The 17,645-nt window shown below is 65.7% G+C and carries 16 protein-coding genes; 4 read left to right on the top strand and 12 right to left on the bottom strand.

Annotated features, from left to right (window positions below; translation table 11 throughout):
- Positions 1 to 47 precede the first annotated feature (47 nt).
- The gene (locus TabM4_RS03320) at positions 48 to 1,526 is read left to right on the top strand and encodes an NAD-dependent succinate-semialdehyde dehydrogenase (protein WP_434618383.1); all 1,479 of its coding nucleotides are present in this window, start codon (positions 48 to 50) and stop codon (positions 1,524 to 1,526) included.
- On the opposite strand, the gene TabM4_RS03315 is transcribed toward TabM4_RS03320, so the two are convergent.
- Positions 1,523 to 2,182: a TetR/AcrR family transcriptional regulator gene (locus tag TabM4_RS03315; RefSeq protein ID WP_434618380.1), complete on the bottom strand. Its 660-nt coding sequence runs from the start codon at positions 2,180 to 2,182 to the stop codon at positions 1,523 to 1,525. The genes TabM4_RS03320 and TabM4_RS03315 overlap by 4 nt on opposite strands.
- A gap of 105 nt (positions 2,183 to 2,287) precedes the next feature.
- Here TabM4_RS03315 and TabM4_RS03310 point away from each other — a divergent pair, with 105 nt between their 5' ends.
- Together TabM4_RS03310 and TabM4_RS03305 are read left to right on the top strand one after the other, a co-directional pair.
- Complete coding sequence (locus TabM4_RS03310; protein WP_434618377.1) at positions 2,288 to 2,602, top strand: hypothetical protein; 315 nt, start codon at positions 2,288 to 2,290, stop codon at positions 2,600 to 2,602.
- Between the two features lie 128 nt (positions 2,603 to 2,730).
- Positions 2,731 to 3,237 (top strand): peptidoglycan-binding domain-containing protein, encoded by a 507-nt coding sequence (locus tag TabM4_RS03305; RefSeq protein WP_434618374.1) that lies wholly within the window; start codon positions 2,731 to 2,733, stop codon positions 3,235 to 3,237.
- A gap of 63 nt (positions 3,238 to 3,300) precedes the next feature.
- Here TabM4_RS03305 and TabM4_RS03300 read toward each other — a convergent pair whose 3' ends face one another.
- The 7 genes from TabM4_RS03300 to TabM4_RS03270 all read right to left on the bottom strand — a co-directional run bounded on the left by TabM4_RS03300 (position 3,301) and on the right by TabM4_RS03270 (position 10,055).
- The gene (locus TabM4_RS03300; RefSeq protein WP_434618371.1) at positions 3,301 to 4,125 is read right to left on the bottom strand and encodes a trypsin-like serine peptidase; all 825 of its coding nucleotides are present in this window, start codon (positions 4,123 to 4,125) and stop codon (positions 3,301 to 3,303) included.
- Between the two features lie 231 nt (positions 4,126 to 4,356).
- On the bottom strand, positions 4,357 to 4,830 hold the full coding sequence (locus tag TabM4_RS03295) for an Hsp20 family protein (protein ID WP_434618368.1): 474 nt from the start codon (positions 4,828 to 4,830) through the stop codon (positions 4,357 to 4,359).
- Between the two features lie 148 nt (positions 4,831 to 4,978).
- On the bottom strand, positions 4,979 to 5,773 hold the full coding sequence (locus tag TabM4_RS03290; protein WP_434618365.1) for a trypsin-like serine peptidase: 795 nt from the start codon (positions 5,771 to 5,773) through the stop codon (positions 4,979 to 4,981).
- 91 nt (positions 5,774 to 5,864) lie between these two features.
- The gene (gene glcF, locus TabM4_RS03285) at positions 5,865 to 7,154 is read right to left on the bottom strand and encodes a glycolate oxidase subunit GlcF (RefSeq protein ID WP_434618362.1); all 1,290 of its coding nucleotides are present in this window, start codon (positions 7,152 to 7,154) and stop codon (positions 5,865 to 5,867) included.
- Positions 7,155 to 7,163: 9 nt separating this feature from the next.
- Entirely contained in the window at positions 7,164 to 7,475 is a 312-nt protein-coding gene (locus TabM4_RS03280) for a hypothetical protein (protein ID WP_434618359.1), read from the bottom strand.
- 1 nt (position 7,476) lies between these two features.
- Positions 7,477 to 8,571, bottom strand: a complete 1,095-nt coding sequence (locus tag TabM4_RS03275; protein WP_434618356.1) for an FAD-binding protein — start codon at positions 8,569 to 8,571, stop codon at positions 7,477 to 7,479.
- Positions 8,572 to 8,621: 50 nt separating this feature from the next.
- Positions 8,622 to 10,055 carry an FAD-linked oxidase C-terminal domain-containing protein gene (locus tag TabM4_RS03270; RefSeq protein WP_434618353.1) on the bottom strand — a complete coding sequence of 478 codons (1,434 nt, stop codon included), beginning with the start codon at positions 10,053 to 10,055 and terminating at the stop codon, positions 8,622 to 8,624.
- 104 nt (positions 10,056 to 10,159) lie between these two features.
- Here TabM4_RS03270 and TabM4_RS03265 point away from each other — a divergent pair, with 104 nt between their 5' ends.
- Positions 10,160 to 10,843 carry a DUF599 domain-containing protein gene (locus TabM4_RS03265; protein WP_434621911.1) on the top strand — a complete coding sequence of 228 codons (684 nt, stop codon included), beginning with the start codon at positions 10,160 to 10,162 and terminating at the stop codon, positions 10,841 to 10,843.
- Here TabM4_RS03265 and TabM4_RS03260 read toward each other — a convergent pair.
- Genes TabM4_RS03260 through TabM4_RS03245 form a run of 4 tightly spaced genes read right to left on the bottom strand, consistent with a single transcriptional unit; the run spans position 10,827 to position 17,564 of the window.
- A complete protein-coding gene (locus TabM4_RS03260) occupies positions 10,827 to 12,905 on the bottom strand; it encodes a hypothetical protein (protein WP_434618350.1) in 2,079 nt (692 codons plus the stop codon). The genes TabM4_RS03265 and TabM4_RS03260 overlap by 17 nt on opposite strands.
- Entirely contained in the window at positions 12,902 to 15,685 is a 2,784-nt protein-coding gene (locus TabM4_RS03255; RefSeq protein WP_434618347.1) for a DUF4159 domain-containing protein, read from the bottom strand. The genes TabM4_RS03260 and TabM4_RS03255 overlap by 4 nt, the downstream gene beginning before the upstream one ends.
- A complete protein-coding gene (locus TabM4_RS03250; protein WP_434618344.1) occupies positions 15,685 to 16,563 on the bottom strand; it encodes a DUF58 domain-containing protein in 879 nt (292 codons plus the stop codon). Before TabM4_RS03250 ends, TabM4_RS03255 begins: the two co-directional genes overlap by 1 nt.
- Positions 16,560 to 17,564, bottom strand: a complete 1,005-nt coding sequence (locus TabM4_RS03245; RefSeq protein WP_434618341.1) for an AAA family ATPase — start codon at positions 17,562 to 17,564, stop codon at positions 16,560 to 16,562. The genes TabM4_RS03250 and TabM4_RS03245 overlap by 4 nt, the downstream gene beginning before the upstream one ends.
- Positions 17,565 to 17,645 lie beyond the last annotated feature (81 nt).

Raw genomic sequence — 17,645 nt, 5'->3', positions numbered from 1 at the left:
CCCCTTGCGGATGCATCCATCATTAACCCGTTTTCCCGGAGGCCCACATGCTCGATTCCGTCACCAATCTCGCGTCGCTGCTGAAAGACCCGTCGCTTCTGGTCACCAAGGCCTATGTCGCAGGCCAATGGATCGACGCCGACGACGGCACCACCTTTCCGGTGACGAACCCCGCCCGCGGCGACGTGATCTGCCACCTTCCGAATCTGGGCCGCGCCGAAACCGCCCGCGCCATTGCCGCCGCAGAAGTGGCGATGAAGGACTGGGCTGCGCGGACGGGCAAGGAACGCGCCGCGATCCTGCGGAAATGGTTCGACCTGATGATGGCCAATGTCGATGACCTTGGCAAAATCCTCACCGCCGAAATGGGCAAACCGCTGGCCGAGGCGAAGGGCGAAGTGGCCTACGGCGCGTCGTTCATCGAATGGTTCGCCGAAGAGGCCAAGCGCGTCTACGGCGAAACCATCCCCGGCCACCAGCGCGACAAGCGCATCACGGTGATCAAGCAGCCCATCGGCGTCGTGGGCTCCATCACGCCCTGGAACTTCCCCAACGCCATGATCGCCCGCAAGGTCGGCCCCGCGCTCGCCGCAGGCTGCGGCTTCGTCGCCCGCCCCGCCGCCGAAACCCCGCTCTCGGCCCTCGCCATGGCCGTGCTGGGCGAACGCGCCGGCCTGCCCGCCGGCATCTTCTCCGTCATCACCTCCATCCGCTCCTCCGACATCGGCAAGGAATTCTGTGAAAACCACGCCGTGCGGAAACTGACCTTCACAGGTTCCACCGAAGTGGGCCGCATCCTGCTGCGTCAGGCGGCGGATCAGGTGATGAAATGCTCGATGGAACTGGGCGGCAACGCCCCCTTCATCGTCTTCGACGACGCCGATCTCGACGCCGCCGTCGCGGGCGCGATGGTGTCCAAGTTCCGCAACAACGGCCAGACCTGCGTCTGCGCCAACCGCATCTATGTGCAGGCGGGCGTCTATGACGCCTTCGCCAAGAAACTGGCGGAAGCCGTGGCGAAGACCAAGGTCGGCGACGGCCTGACCGAAGACGTGACCTTCGGCCCGCTGATCAACGACAAGGCGGTGGCGAAGGTCGAGGAACACATCTCCGACGCGCTGACCAAAGGCGCCAAGATCGAAACCGGCGGCAAGCGTCACGCGCTCGGCGGGTCCTTCTTCGAACCCACCATCATGACGGGCGTCACCACCGACATGCTGGTCACCAACGAGGAAACCTTCGGCCCGCTCGCCCCGCTCTTCAAGTTCGAAACCGAGGAAGAGGTGATTGCGCTGGCCAACGCCACGATCTTCGGCCTCGCCTCCTATTTCTACGCCCGCGACATCGGCCGCATCACGCGTGTGCAAGAGGCGCTGGAATACGGCATGGTCGGCGTGAACACCGGCCTCATCTCGACCGAAGTCGCCCCCTTCGGCGGGGTCAAGCAATCCGGCCTCGGCCGCGAAGGCTCGCGGCACGGGATGGAGGACTATCTGGAGATGAAATACATCTGCCTCAGCGTCTAGGCGGCAGGCCCCGACGGGGCATCCGGCATTACCGCCATGACGATGGCCGCGATCTGACCCCAGATCGCGGCTATCGCTTTTTCCGGGGTGGGGATTGGCGCGGAAAAGACCGCACCACGCATCCCGATGGTATAGATCGCCCAGATCGCTGCCAGCGCATCGGCATCAGCCACATCCGCACGGAACGCGCCCTCCACGCGGCCATCGGCCAGCACCCGCGCAACTGGCGCCATCAACTCCGCCCGATCTCGCAGATGCCCCGCCTCGGCCAGATCCGACCATTCCCAGCTATAGGCCCGCAGCACGCGCAACAGGGCGGGATCGGCCAGATCGAACCGCGCCCAGCCTTCAAGGATACCCCGCAACCGCTCTGCAGCCTTCCCCTCCCCTGCCGCGATGGCAGAGGATTCGGCCATACGGCGCAGGTTCCGCTCCTTCACCAATTCGGCGATGAGACCTGCCTTGCCGTGAAAATAGGTGTTGATCAGGCTGTGCGAGACACCGGCCAAGCGCGCGACCTCTGTCACCGAAAGTCCACCGATCCCCCGTCTTCCGGCAAGCAGGCGCGCCGCTTCCAGCAGTGCCTCCTTGGTGGCTGTCTTCCTTGCTTCGCGTCCGGCGCGTGCGTCGTCAGAGAGGGTGTAGCTGCGTGCCATGACGCTTTGTTAAGTAAATGTGATCGACATTGTCAAAAGCTTTCGCTTGCCATTTCGCCGAACAGGGCTTATCGGCGCGCGTCCCCTGAATTCGAAAGACGATCCATGCCAATAGATCCGGCACAAAAATACTCCGTCGCCATCCGAAGCGCCGCCGCTTCTGCGGTGGCGGGATGCAAGCTCAACCTGTCCGATCCGGACCGGATTGCCATCGCGACGGAACTCTACCGCCTCGCAGATGCCATCGCCGCAAAGCCGCGGACACAGACGGACGCCGTTGCGCGGCAACAGGCCATCCGGCGCGTCCAATGGCTGAAATCCTGGCTGAAGCGGGCCGAGGCGCACAAACCCGGCGCAACCGATACGGGCGCTGCGAATGAAACCGGGCAGCCAACCGCCCATGCCGATTTCGAACTCTGATATCCGATAACAAACCCGCGCTTTTGCCTAGCATCGCCCCTTTCGCCACATCCGTCCCAAGGCAACCTGCCGAAGATCGGAACCCGCCGCGCCCCAATGGGCCGGCACCAGCGAAAGGACAGATGACCATGCTGCCGAACATCCGGACCGCGACCACCGCCGCCATCGCAGCCCTCGCTCTCGCCGCAACCGCCGCAGCGCCGGTGCAAGCAGGCCAGCGGGAACGCGATTTCCTGAAGGGCGTCGCCGCCACCGTCATCGTGGGAACGGTGATCCAGAGCATGAACCAGCGCGCGCAGGCCCAGCCCCGCTATCAGCAGGCCCCGCGCTATACGCAGCAGCCGCAATACTATGTCCCGCCGACCCGCGAACCCGCCTATTTCGCTCCGCCCGCCGTGCAGAGCGGCATTTCGACCTCGGCCGCCTCGCAAGCCTTCAAAAGCTATAGCCCGACCGAGCGTCGGGCAATCCAGCGGCAGCTCGCACGCATGGGATACTATGGTGGCGCAATCGACGGCACCTTCGGCCCCGCCACCTTCCGCGCCGTAAGCGCCTATGCGGCAGATCGTGGCCTGAACGCCCGGATCGACAGCGCCTCAGGCGCCTATACCGTCTATGACAGCCTGATCTACTGACAGACGAAGGGGCGCCCCGTGCGGGCGCCCCGTCGACCGATCCGATGGACATAGGCCGCCGGATCAGGGGCTCTCACCGATCTTGACGAACTTGGCCCCACCCGCGCCCATGCCGCTGCGCCCGCCCGAAAGGATCCTCGCCCCCGGTGCCGCCGCTCTCCAGTCGCGGTCGAGCTGGGCCAACAGGTCGTCCAGAATGCCTTCGACGGGGGCAGTGATGGCGACGGGTTTGCCACGCAGCTCGGCCTTGGCGGAAATGACCGACACCACTTCGGACCCATAGGCTGTGTCGCGGAACACAGGGGCACCGGATGCGCCGAAATCCACCGGGCAATCCAGCACGGCAATCCGGCCCTCGGTGCCCAGCACGGAACAGGCATCCTGCATCGAGGCGGCTTCTGACCGGTTCCTCGCATAGGACACGATCTCGACCCGGTCACCGCCCTGCGGAAAAGAGCCGGTCGCCGCGGGGCTGATCGAAGGCAAGAGGATCGGCTGCGACAGCTTGATCAGGCCAAGGTCGTTGCCGGTCTGGTTCATCTGCGCCTCGCTGCCCTCTGGAAGATCGGGCCGATAGCCGGGATGGGGCAAGATCATCGCGGCATCGCGGGTGGCCTCGGCCCGGCCGTCGCGCCATCCGGCCAGAAAGGTGATGTCCGAAGGAAGGTAGGGCTTCCCTGTCGCCTTGTCATAAAGGCAATGCGCCGCCGTCAGCACCACATCCGGGGCGATCAGAGTGCCAGAGCAGAACCCGCTTGACCCAAGATCGATGCGCCCAACCGCCGCCCAGCGCCCCGGAACCACGCCTGTGTCGAGCGTGCGAAGATTGCCATCCCCGGCAAGTGCCGGCTGTGCAAGGAAAGCCAGCAAGAACAGAACGCCACGCAAGCCCACCCTCCAACAATCACTCTCTGCGACCATGACGTGAAAAGTGACAGGCGAAGCGGGCAGAAAAGCGGCGGAGGCACGGAACTGTCGGGGCCATGGCGCGGGACTGCGGCCCCGCATCGACGGCGAACAATGCCAAGGGCACCCGCACCCTCCGTGACAAACCGATGGAATGAGGAAGGGGCGCCCTGCGCGGGCACCCCAAGGACCGATCCGACAGGGGCAGGCGGATCAGTTGGCCTTCGCCGCAGTCCCTTCAAGAATCGGGGCGGCAGCGCTGGCGGCGCTTGCAATCTCGATCCGGCGCGGTTTCAACGCCTCCGGCGTTTCGCGGACCAGATCGACATGCAGCATCCCATGTTCATGGGTCGCCCCCGTCACACGCACATGATCGGCCAGCGCAAAGCGGCGCTCGAAAGCACGGGTGGCGATGCCACGATGCAGATACGTCTTGCCCTCGGCCTCGGGTGCCTTGCGCGCGGTCACCAGAAGGGTGCCATCCTTGACCTCCACGCCAAGTTCTTCCGGTGCGAAGCCAGCCACCGCGATCGAAATGCGATAGGCATCATCGGCGGTCTTTTCGATGTTGTAGGGCGGGTAGGTGGGCTGCGCGACCTCATTGGTCAGCACACGGTCCATCAGGTCGGCGATACGGTCGAAACCGACGGTCGCACGGTAAAGCGGGGCGAAATCAAGGGTTCGCATTGGGTCATCCTCCATCGAGCGATGCTATGTGGGTGCCCTCCATCACGGACGGGCGGTGAGGTGCCGAACCCGCAGGGGCATCCGGCACATCTTGAACGTGGGTAATCGCGAGATGGGTTTCAAGCCCCCCGCAACGCCCGCCGCGGAGTCAGGGAGCGACCCTCAGGAACTTCGCGCCGCCCCCGCCGCTGCCGGACAGGATCCGCGATCCCGGTGCGGTACGCGGGGCACCGGCCTCCATTTCGGCCCGCAGCGCGGCAAGGGGCTCCATCAGGGGCACGGCAAGGGAAACAGCCTTGCCCTCGACCTGCGCCTTGGCGGACACAACTGATACGATCCGCACCTCACCGTCGCGCATGGCAAAGACGGGTGCGCCACTGGCCCCGAACTCCACCGTGCAGGTCAGCACCATGAGATTGGTCCGCTGTGCCATGATCTCGCAGACTTCCTGCAGCGACGGCGCTTCGGACCGGTCCAAGGCATAGGAGACGATCCCCACCTCTTCACCGATCGGGGGCGTCCAATCCGTGGCGAAGGGCGCGACCTGCGGCAGACGGATCGGCTGATCAAGGCGCAGCAGGGCCAGATCGACACCGACATTGCCCAAGGCCTCTGTCAGGTCGAACCTGTATCCGGGATGGGCAAGCGCCTTGGAAACGTTGCGATAGGCTTCGGCCCGGCCATTTCGCCAGCCTGCCAGAAAGCGCAGGTCCTCGCTGCGGATGCGCTGCCCCGTTTCCTTGTCATAAAGGCAATGCGCGGCGGTCAGCACAAGATCGTCGGCAATCAGCGCACCGGTGCAGAAGCCGCGATCCCCAAGTTCGATGCGCCCCACGGCCTCCCAGCCCTTGCCCTCCTGTACGGTCTGCAAAGACCGCATCGTCGGTGCTTCGGCAAATGCCGGCGCGGCGAGCATGAGGAGGAGGGAGGCAATCAGGCGCATTCTCTTCGTCCGTAAGGGGGTCAGGTGGACTAACCCGCTTTTCCGGCAGAAGTGTGACAGGGCAGACCCGTTCCGTCCAGTTGCCGCAGGATCATTCTGGCTGCAGGGCTCTCGGCTGCGGCCCACCCAAGGCCCAGTCCAGCAATTCCACCGTATGCACGACCGGAACCTGCGTGCCTGACCCGATCTGCATCATGCAGCCTATGTTGCCCGCTGCGATGACATCGGGCGACTTCGCTTCCAGACTGCGGACCTTGCGCGATTTGAGTTCCTTGGAAATGGCCGGTTGCAACAGGTTGTAGGTTCCAGCCGATCCGCAGCAGAGATGGCTGTCGGCGGGTTCCACGACCTCGAACCCGACCCTCTTCAGAAGGTCTTTCGGGGCAGTCTTGACCTGCTGGCCATGCTGCAGCGAACAGGCGGCATGATAGGCCACGCGCATCCCCTTCGCCGCGCCCTCCGGCAAGCCGATCTGCATCAGAAGTTCCGAGACGTCGCAGGCCAAGTCCGCGACCTGCCGCGCCTCGTCGGCAAGGGCTGCGTTGCGGAACATGTGCCCGTAATCCTTCACCGTCGTCCCGCAACCCGAAGTGTTGATGACGATGGCGTCCAGCCCCATCCCCCGCACCTCTGCCATGAAGGCGCGGATGTTGGCGGCGGCAAACCCATGCGCCTCGTCCTCGCGCCCCATGTGATGGGTCAGCGCGCCACAGCATCCCATGCCGGCGGGCACCACCACCTCGCAGCCCAACCGGCGGAGCAAACGGATGGTCGAGTCATTGATATCCGTGTTCAGAGCTTTCTGCGCGCAGCCCGTCATCAAGGCGACCCGCATCCTGGGCGCGCCGATCGCGGCGAATGACTGCGGATCGTCGTTGCCTGATACGGGCGGCACCCGCTTTGGCACCATGTCCAGCATCGCCTGCACCCGTGCATCCGGGATCAGTCGCGCAAAGGGGCGGCCAACCTTTGCCAAGGCGATGGCGATGCGAAACCGCATCGGATAGGGCAGGACCTTGGCCAGCACAAAGCGCAGCGCCCGGTCCGTGATGGGACGCTTGTAGGTCGCCTCCACATGGGCGCGGGCATGATCGATCAGATGCATGTAATGCACGCCACTCGGGCAGGTCGTCATGCAGGAGAGGCAGGAGAGGCAGCGATCAAGATGGCGGACCGTGCGTTGATCGGCGGGCCGCCCGCTCTCCAGCATCTCCTTAATCAGGTAGATACGCCCGCGCGGGCTGTCCAGTTCATCCCCCAGCACTTGATATGTCGGGCAGGTCGCCGTGCAGAACCCGCAATGCACGCAGGACCGCAGGATCTCGTTCGACCGTGCCAGCGCGGGAACCTTCAACTGCTCTTCGGTGAAAAAGGTCTGCATCGATTGCCCTCACAGCAGCATGAAGAACAGGGCGATGCCCGAAAGTCCCAGCCCCGCCACGAGGGCAGGCCAGATCCAGCTTGGCGAGACATCGGGGATCATCCGGCGCAACGACTGGGCCAGCGCGGCCATGGCAACCGGGACCGCCCCGATCAGCACCAGAAACCGCGCAAAGCCATCATCCGTGGCAGGGTCGCTTGTGACCCACACAAGCGCGAGCGCCGCTCCGGCCAGAAGGATGCCGACCCCGGCCCTGCCGCGCGGCAGAAGGCAGAGCGAGAGGTAGATCGCAAGCGGATAGGCGATGAGGACCAAAGTCATGTCAGGCCGCCCGCATTAGGCCGGGGTTGAACAGGCCGCGCGGATCGAACCGGGCCCGAAGGCCCGCCGTCAGTGCAGCGACCGGGGCCGGTTCGGGATGGAAAGCGGGGACGGCGCCCTCACCCCGGATCCGCGTGGCATGGCCCTGAAAGCCGCCCACCCTTTGGCGAAGGTCGGTACCCGGCTCCATCAGCAGCCAGACCCTTCCGCCGCCCCAATCATAGATCGCAGCCGCCGCCCCTGCCCTTGCCACCAGATCGGGCGCCGCGGAGGGCAGCGTGGATATCATCCAGACATCCCCTGCGAGGCCATGGAACGGGGCCACATCCCTGACCTGTCCCCAGATGCCGGCATCCCCATCTGCCACATCCCCGAACCGGCGCAGGACGCGTGCCAACTCGCACTGGCGGTAGCGGACGGATGTCTCGAACCCCTCCAGACGCAGGAAAGTCCCCTGCCCCGGCAGATGCGCCGCCCCAGTCACGTCATAGGGCGATCCCAGCGCCGCCGACATCGCGGCGACGGCATCCCGGTCCGACAGCCCTTCGATCCGCAGCGTCGCCTGTACTTCGGGCGAGGGCAGAAGCTTGAAGGAAACCTCGGTCAGCACGCCCAGCGTGCCATGCGAACCGGCCAACAGCTTCACGAGGTCGATCCCCGTTACATTCTTCATCACGCGGCCCCCGTTCCGGATCACCGTGCCAGTCCCGTCGACGAAGCGCACACCGATAAGGCTGTCCCGGCAGGCCCCGCCCTGTACGCGGCGCGGCCCGCTGGCATTCGCGGCGACGACTCCGCCGATGGTGCTTTCGCCCCCGCGCCCAAGAAGGCCGCGCAGATCCGGCGGCTCGAAGGGCAAACGCTGACCCTCGGCCGCAAGTGCAGCCTCGACCTCGCGCAGTGGCGTTCCCGCCCTTGCCACAAGGGTCAGCGCACCGGGTTCATAAAGCGTGATGCCGGACAGTCCGCCGGTCTCCAACACCACTCCGGATGCGGGTCGGACGATCGTTCGGGTGCCACCACCGCGAAGGACGAAAGGCCCCCGCGCCTCTCGCACGATCTGGGCGAGCTCGTCTTCACTGGCCGGACGCGTCACTGCCCCACCCCCGTCGCCTTGGCACAAATCATTTCCACGCCCCGCATTCCTCAGGCCGCCCGCCGGGAGGCCGTAACATGAAGCGGGAACACCTTTGCAGGGTTCAGCAGCCACTTTGGATCGAACACATCCTTCACCCGCAACTGCGCCTCCATGTCCTCATCCGAGAACTGGACCGACATCAGGTCGCGCTTCTCCACCCCGACACCATGCTCACCGGTCAGGCATCCGCCGACCTCGACGCAAAGCTTCAGGATATCTGCGCCAAGGGCCTCGGCCCGATCCAGATCGCCCGGCTGGTTGGCGTTGAAGATGATCAGGGGGTGCATGTTCCCGTCTCCGGCATGGAAGACATTCGCCACCCGCAGCCCATACTGGTCGGACAATTCCCCGATGCGGCGCAGGACGAAAGGGAGGGACGAGACAGGGATCGTTCCGTCAAGGCAGATGTAGTCTCCCATCTGGCCCATGGCCCCGAAGGCCGACTTGCGCCCCAGCCAGATGCGCCTAGCCTCATCCTCGGTGGCGGCCTCGCGATAAGCCACCGGGTCATGCCGCGTCGCAATGTCCTTGATCCGCGCCAGTTGCTCGTCGATCTCGGCTGGGCTGCCCTCCACCTCGACGATCAACAGCGCCTCGCAATCCGGATATCCCGCCTTCGCAAAAGCCTCGGTCGCCTCGATGCAGGGACGGTCCATGAATTCGATTGCGACAGGCAGCAGTCCGCCCTTGATGATGTCAGACACACAGGCCCCCGCCACCTCGTTCGAGGAAAACCCCATGAGAACCGGCCGCGCGCCTTCGGGCTTTGGCAGGATCCGCAACCATGCCTCGGTGACGATTCCAAGTTGTCCCTCGCTGCCGCAGATCACGCCTAGCAGGTCCAGCCCGCCCGCATCCATGAAGGGACCGCCAATCTGCACGACCTCACCCTCCATGGTGACCAAAGTCACGCCCAGAAGGTTGTTGGTCGTCACCCCGTATTTTAGGCAATGCGCCCCGCCCGAATTCATCCCGATATTGCCCGCGATGGCGCAGGCCAGTTGGCTGGATGGATCAGGGGCGTAGAAGAACCCCTCGGCCTCGACGGCCCCCGTCACGGAAAGATTGGTACGGCCGGTCTGAACGCGGATGAACCGGTTGGCATAGTCGGTTTCGATCACGGCATTCATACGTGCCACCCCGATCACCACGGCATCGGGCGTTGGCAGCGACCCGCCCGCAAGCGAGGTGCCCGCGCCGCGCGGGATGACTTTCACCCCCAGCGCATGGCATTCGCGCAGGACGAGGGCAACCTCTTCCGTGCTACGGGGCAGCACGACGGCAAGGGGCGGGCAACGATAGGCGGTCAGGGCATCGCATTCATAGGCGCGCGTTTCCGCCGGGTCTGAGATCAGGGAATCCTCCGGCACGACTGCGGCCAGACGCGCAAGAATGCGATCCCGTTTCGCAAGGATGGCAGGATCGGGAACCGGCATTTCCATGTTAGACACCCTTCGCCCCGCCCCATGATGCAATTGGTAAGAAGATATAACCAATTCTTCAGGGTGACAACCCATGGCGACATGATAACCATCACCGCATGGACATGATGCTGCATTTCGGCGCTCTGACAGCGCCCGACCTTCTGGCCGTATTTGCCGTGGCCCTGCTCTGGGCCGGGTCCGGTTGGATCATCGAACATCCTCCGGCAAGGCGGCTTTCGGTCAGCCGCATCATGCAGGACTACCGGCGCGACTGGATGCGACAGTTCATCACCCGCCAGCCCAGAATCTTCGACGCGACGCTGATCGACAGCCTGCGTCAAGGGACCGCCTTCTTCGCCTCGGCCTCCATGATCGCCATCGGCGGCGGTGTCGCGCTCATCGGCAATTCAGAGCGTCTCCGGGGCCTTGCCGCAGACCTGACAATCGATCCCGCGACCGTGCAGGTCGAGGTGAAGATCATCCTGTCGCTGGCCTTCCTCGCGAATGCGCTGCTCAAGTTCGTCTGGGCACATCGCTTATTCGGCTATTGCGCGATCCTGATGGCCGCCGTTCCGAACGATCCGGCCCATCCCGAAGCGGAGCATCGCGCCGCTCAGGCGGCAGAGATCAACATCACAGCCGCCAAGAATTTCAACCGGGGCCTGCGATCGATCTACTTCGCGCTGGCGGCACTTGGCTGGCTGTTTGGGCCGGTGGGCCTTCTGCTTGCGGCACTCGCCTCGACGACAGTGCTGCTGAGGCGCGAATTCGCGTCCCAGTCGCGCGATGTCATGTTGCGGCGCTAGGCCTCCGCCCGCTGCGCCGGCCCTCGATCAACCAGGCGGCAAGGGCCAACCCGGCCACCAGCACCAGCCAAAGCCAGCCGGGCATCAGGGGGGCGACCTGCACATCCTCGGTCACATAGGCACCCCGCGGCGTCAGGCCGATCCAGCCACGCCCGGATGCCGGGCGCCCTTCGCGGACTGACCGCAGATCGGGCAGGCCGTCCTCCAGCCGCAGGATGCCACCGTTGGTTGGGCCGACAACAGGGGCCAGAACCTCTGCCGTCGCGATGGTTTCGACGAATTCGCGCGGTGCAGAGGGGCCCACCGCCACCACGCGGGTCAGATCGCCCTGTTCCAAGCGATAGAGCCCGATCACCGGGGCCTCCCATTCCAGAACGAACCGGCCCGGCGCGACCTGCGGCATCGCCAGCGTGACCTGCGCCCCGTCCGGCCCAGTGATCGTCAGGTCGCCCGGCGGCGTCTCGGCGATGGACCGTCGCGTGATGGTCAGCACCTGCCCACTTGCAGTGGCTGTCAGTGCCTCCTCCTCTAGCTCAGGTTCCTTAAGCATCCAGTGCGCCAGCCTGCGCAGCAGTTCAAGCTGCGGGCCGCCCCCCTCATACCCTCGCCCCCAAAGCCATGCATGATCAGAGGCGAGGACGGCAACGCGCCCCTCCTCCACCCGGTTCAATACCAGAAGCGGCTTGTCATCCGGCCCCGACATCACCACCTGCCCGGCACGCGGGACTACATCCATGACGCGGAACCAGCGGCCCCAGCCACCTTCGGGCGCAAGCTCCTCCAGCCCCTCGGTGACGGGATGACGCCGCCCGAGATCGGTGAGCGCCGGTCGGAAACCGCCCTCGATCACCCGCGAGGTTGGCTCCACGGGCAGCACCTCAGAGAGGGGGGACCGCCACAGCGAATCCACCGCGCCAAATTCCGGCCCTGCTGCCACGAGGACAGTGCCCCCGTTGCGCACGTAGTTCGCGACGTTTTCCAGATAGGACATCGGAAGGATGCCCCGCATGCGATAGCGGTCGAAGATGATCAGGTCGAATTCCTCGATCTTCTCGACGAAAAGCTCGCGCGTCGGGAAGGCGATCAGCGAAAGTTCCGTCACCGGAATGCCATCCTGCTTTTCCGGCGGGCGCAGGATGGTGAAATGCACGAGGTCGACGGAAGCGTCGGATTTCAACAGGTTGCGCCAGACCCTTTCGCCGGCATGGGGTTCGCCCGATACCAGCAGGACCCGCAGACGATCCCGGACGCCGTTGATCTGCACGACGGCGGCATTGTTGCGGTCTGTCAACTCCCCCTCTGCCTGGGGCGTGGAGAATTGCAGGACGTTCATGCCGCCATGCGGCAGGGTCACCGGAAGGTCGAGATCCTGCCCGATGGGGACGCGATAGGTCTGCGGTTCGCCATCGTCGACGGTGATCGTAAGATCGGCCTCCGTCGCCTCCGGAGCCGCGCCCTGATCCTCGATCCGCAGGGTCAGGATCACCTCTTCGCCAAGGATCGCGAAGGCGGGCGCATTCTTGACCACGAGGCGGCGGTCCCAGTCATCTTCACGACCGGTCAGCAAAACGTGCAGCGGCGCAGGCATACTGGGTGCGAGATCCACGTCATGCACCTGCCCGTCGGTGATCACCACGGCACCGGCCACACGGGCGCGGGGCTCCTCGGACAGAAGCTCGGAGAGGGCGGTCATGGCAAGCGAACCGGCATCCTCGGTCCCGTCCGAAAAACGTCGGATACGGATTTCGGTGTTCTCGCGACCCGCCACCTCAGCCTCGAGTCCGGAAATGGCCTCTTGGATCTGTGCAGCGCGGTCGCCAAGGGCTTGGCTGGAGCTTTCATCGACGACCACGAGGAAGATGTCGGACAGCGGCGCGCGTTCTTCCTCCTGCAAGGACGGGTTGGCAAGCGCGGCAAGCACCGCCAGCGCCGTAAGCCCGCGCAGCCACCACCCCGAAAGCCCGCGCCAAACGGCAAGGGACAAGAGAACCAGCGCAAAGGCCGCAAGGCCCCAAAGCACCGGCCAGGGAACCAGCGGAGACAGGATCACATTCGCCGTCATTGCCCCAGCCTTTCCAGCAGGGCGGGAACATGGACCTGATCGGATTTGTAGTTCCCGGTAAGCACATGCATGATCAGGTTGATACCGAAGCGGTTGGCCATCTCGCGCTGGCGTTCGCCCGCGAAGCCGCGCCCCACGGGAAACATCGGCACGCCCATCTCATCCACAGCCCAAGCCGAGGCCCAGTCGTTCCCGCCAATTACGACCGGGGTCACGCCATCGTTCAGGTTGCGGAAAGGCATCCCCTCCACCTGTTCGGCATCTGGCGGGGCGGCCTCCACCCAGACCGGGCTGCCGCCATAGCGACCGGGAAAATCCTGCAGCAGATAGAAGGTGCGGGTCAGTACATGGTCCTGCGGGACGGGTTCCAGTGGCGGGATGTTCAGGCCTGCCGCGATCCGTTGCAGATGCTGCCCCTCAGCCGTGCTGCCACCTGCCCCGGCCACGTCAGCATCGCGGGTGTCGAACAGGATCATGCCGCCGGTCCGGAGGTAATCGTTCAACTTGCGATAGGCGGTAGCCGACGGAAGCGTCTGACCGGCCGTCACGGGCCAGTAAAGGAAGGGAAAAAACGCCAGTTCGTCGCGTTCGATATCGACGCCGATGGGGGCTTCGGGTTCGATGGAGGTGCGTTCCCACAACCTTTCGCCAAGTCCACGCAACCCGGCCTCTGCCACCTGATCCACCCGCGCATCGCCCGTAAGGACGTGGCCAAGGACGACTGCCGTCGTTGCCTCGAGTGCGAGACCGTCATCCGGGCCTGTCGCCTCCTGCGCCCGTGCGCCATGCGGCGCGGCAAGCATCAGGGCGAGCAGAACGGCGGCCGCCGAGCCGCGCGCCATCCCTGCCAGACGCCCGGACAGCCAGAGCGAAGCAAGCACGTCCACCATCAGCGCGATCAGGGCGGCCGACAGGAACCAGCCTTTCAGCGCCTGCTCAGGGACGACATCCATCCCCTCAATGGGGGTTCCGGCGGGCCAGACGGCGGGTAAAATCTCTGTCCCGGCCGAGACCGCATTCAGCGCCACCCGACGCTCGGCCCCGGCATAGAGACCCGGCGGCAAGGCGGGCCCCGGACCTGTGGCGATGGCGGATGCAAGATCAGCCCCCGCAACGCCCGCCAATTCGCCCGCCTCCGCCTCTTGCCCATAGGCATTCAGCAGGACCTCGGGCGACCAGACCTGCCCTTCCAGTTCGGCAACGCCTGGCACCGCCGCGCGGGTGGAGACGGCAAGCCGCTCCAGCATCTGAACGAAGATACCGGAGAGCGGGAGGGATGACCATTCCGCATTGGCTGTGACATGGAAGAGGACAACCTGCCCCTGCCCCACGGGTTTGCGCGTGACAAGCGGCGTGCCGTCGGCAAGGGCGGCAATCGTGCGTTCGGCAAGGTCGGGATCGGGCTGCGCGAGGACCTGCGCCGTAACCGACACTTCCTCGGGCACGGAAAGGCCGTGGAAGGGCGAGGTCTCGGGGAAGGGCGCCAAGGTCTTTGGTTCGCCCCAACTCATCGCGCCTCCTACGGTACGCCCGCCCTCGCGCAGGCGCACGGGCAGGAGCGGGTCTTCCGAAAGCCGCGACACGTCGGATGCGGCAAGTTGCGGGCCGGCAAAACGGAGAAGCAGACCACCGCCATCCAGCCAGCCAAGAACGGCGTCCGTCTCCTCCTGCGTGAGGACCGCGACGTCGGCGAGGACGATCACATCGGGGTTTGCGAGCAATACATCGGTGAGCGATCCGTCGATCAGTTCCGCCACCGGTTCGAGGGCTTGGCGCAGGTAATGCGTCGGCGAAAGCAGTTGCAGGCCCTCGGCCGCGTCATCGCGCCCGCCGATCAGCGCAACCTTGCGGCGTTTCAGACTGTCATCCGTCAGGCTGACGGCCCCGGCAGAGCGTTGACCTACCACCTCGAACCGGGTGATCCGGTTGCGCAACTCGGGCGGCAAGGAAAGGGCGAGTTCGCCCTGCGCGGCACCGGCGGGAAACTCCAGCAGACCGCGCGCCAGTTCCCGCTCCACCCCGGCGGGATCGGGGCCACGGGCAGAGATTTCCACTTCCAGCGCCTCGCCCGCGGGCAAGCGGCTGGCGGACAGGGTGACGACGCCATCGGAAAAGGTCGCAGGATGCAGCGCGAGGATCGGGCGCGGGCTTTGGAAGACGGTGACTCCGCCGCGTGACGCCAGCGCGTCGAACAGGGCTGCGCGGCCGGGGTGATCGACGCCGTCCGAGAGCCAGTAGGTTTCGAAAGGTCCTTCCGGCAGGATGGCGGCCCATTCCTGAAGGTCGTACGGAAGCCATGCCTGCGGTTCGAGGGCGGCAAGACGTCCGGTCCAGACATCCGCCGTCTGGAAGACGACCTCGGACGGGGCATCCGTAAGACGGACGACCGAAACGGTGCGCCCGTCTCGACCAGCCTCTTCTGCCAGCGCCACGGCACGGTCGACGCGCCGGGGCCAGTCGCGCGCATCGGCCCATCCGCCGTCGAGCACAATGAGCAGAGGCCCCGTTCCCGCCTCGCGTTGCTGGGGGTTCAGGATCGGTCCGGCAAAGGCGATGATCGCCGCCGCGACTGCCGCCATGCGCAGCAAGAGGAGCCACCATGGCGTGCGGTCGGTTTCGTTATCCTCGTCCTTCAGGCCCAGAAGCAGCGCCACGCCGGGAAAGCGGCGGCGGATGGGTGCAGGGGGCACGGCACGCAGCAGGAGCCACAGCAGAGGCAGCGCCGCCAGCGCCCAGAGCAGCCATGGCGCGGCAAATCCGATGGGGCCAACCATGAACATCAGCGGCCCCCCTGCAAGGCGCGGTAAAGCCAGAGCAGCGCAGGCTGCGCGGTTTCGCCGGTGTGATGGCAGGTATAGTGCCAGCCCATCGCGCGCGCGAGCGCGGAAAGCCGCGCCTTGCGTTCCGCCAGACGCGCGAGATAGCGGCTGCGCAGGTCGCCTGCCCGCAGCGTTTCATGGCTGAGGGTGCCGCCCATGCTTTCGAAGATCGTTCGCCCGTCGAAGGGGAATTCCTCTTCCGCCGGGTCGAGGATGTGGCAGAGCACACCGCGCGCGCCACGATCCGATGCCTTGGCAAGCGCCGCCTCCGCCCCCGTCAGGTCGCCCATAAAATCCGACAGGAACAGCGCACGCCCGTGGCTTGCGATGCCCTCGGCCTCGGGAACGCCGTAATCCTCGCCGCCATCCGCAAGACCGTTCAGGAGGCGCAGCAACTGCCCCCGACCGGGCCGCGCGGGAACGTCCCGGCCCGCAAGGCCCACGCGTTCCCCACCGCGCAGCAGGAGGACGGCGATCGCCATGGCAAGGAGCCGCGCACGGTCGCCCTTGGTGACGCGGCCCTTGGCGCCCGAAAAGGCCATGGACCGGGCCGGATCGACCCAGATGGTCACCGATTGCGCCGCCTGCCATTCGCGTTCTCGCACATAGGTCGCATCCGACCGGGCGGACCTGCGCCAGTCGATCATCCGGGCGGAATCGCCGCTATGGGTGGGGCGGTATTGCCAGAATTCATCGCCCTGCCCTGCCCGCCTGCGCCCGTGCTCGCCCAGCATGATGGTGGAGGCCAGAAGCTCTGCCTCGGCCAGCAGTGGCGGCAGGGAAGCACCAAGGCTTTCGGCCTCGGCGCGAAGGTTGGTGCGGAGGTCTTCCTGCGTCACGCCGCCGCCTCGAGACCGAGTGTCCGCTGCGCGGTGCGGTCGATGATGCCCGCAAGGCTTTCCCCCCGCGCACGCGCCGCGAAGGACAGCGCCATGCGGTGCGTGAGGATAGGCCGCGCCATCGCCGCGACGTCGGAGACGGACGGGGCAAGGCGACCGTCCAGCAAGGCACGCGCCCGCACCGTGAGCATCAGGGCCTGCGCCGCGCGCGGGCCCGGGCCCCAGCTCAGGCTGTCGGCCAGATCGCGCCCTTCGGGTTCGCCGGGGCGGCAGCCGCGCACCAGATCAAGGATCGCCTCGACCACTTGATCGCCGACCGGCATCCGCCGCAGGATGCCCTGCGCCTCGATCAGTTCCTGCGCCGAGAAGACCTGATGCGCCTCGGCCTCTTCCGCGCCCGTGGTCGCGACGAGGATGTCCCGCTCGGTCGCGCGGGTGGGGTATTCGACATCGACCTGAACGAGGAAGCGGTCAAGCTGGGCCTCGGGCAGGGGATAGGTGCCTTCCTGTTCGATGGGGTTCTGCGTGGCGAGCACGTGGAAGGGGCGGCCCAGCGGGCGATGCTGACCCGCGATGGTCACCTCGCGTTCCTGCATCGCCTGCAGGAGGGCGGATTGGGTGCGGGGGGAGGCGCGGTTGATTTCGTCCGCCATGAGCAACTGGCAGAAGACCGGGCCTTCGATGAAGCGGAAGGCACGGCTGCCATCCGCCGCAGTTTCCAGAACCTCGGAACCGAGGATGTCCGCAGGCATCAGATCAGGCGTGAACTGGATGCGGTTTCCCTTGAGGCCCATCACCGTCGAGAGCGTGTCCACCAGCCGCGTCTTGCCAAGGCCGGGAAGCCCCACCAACAACGCATGCCCGCCACAGAGCATGGAGGCCAGCACCAGATCGACGACGCGTTCCTGCCCGATGAAGCGGCGGTTGATCGACGCCTTCGCCTCGCCCAGCCGTCCCCCAAGCTCTTCGATCCGCGCGACGAGTTCGGTTCCTTCGGCCATGACACTGCTCCTACCCGGTTTGCCGCTTCATTAGACCCAACTATCCCTCGCGGCACAAATGGCAAAACCGTGGGACAAACA

The sequence above is a fragment of the Tabrizicola sp. M-4 genome, from assembly GCF_051132405.1.
In the GTDB taxonomy this organism is placed as follows: Bacteria; Pseudomonadota; Alphaproteobacteria; order Rhodobacterales; family Rhodobacteraceae; genus Paragemmobacter.
The sequence above is the reverse complement of the archived record's forward strand: the minus strand, read 5'-3'. Positions and strand labels throughout refer to the sequence as shown.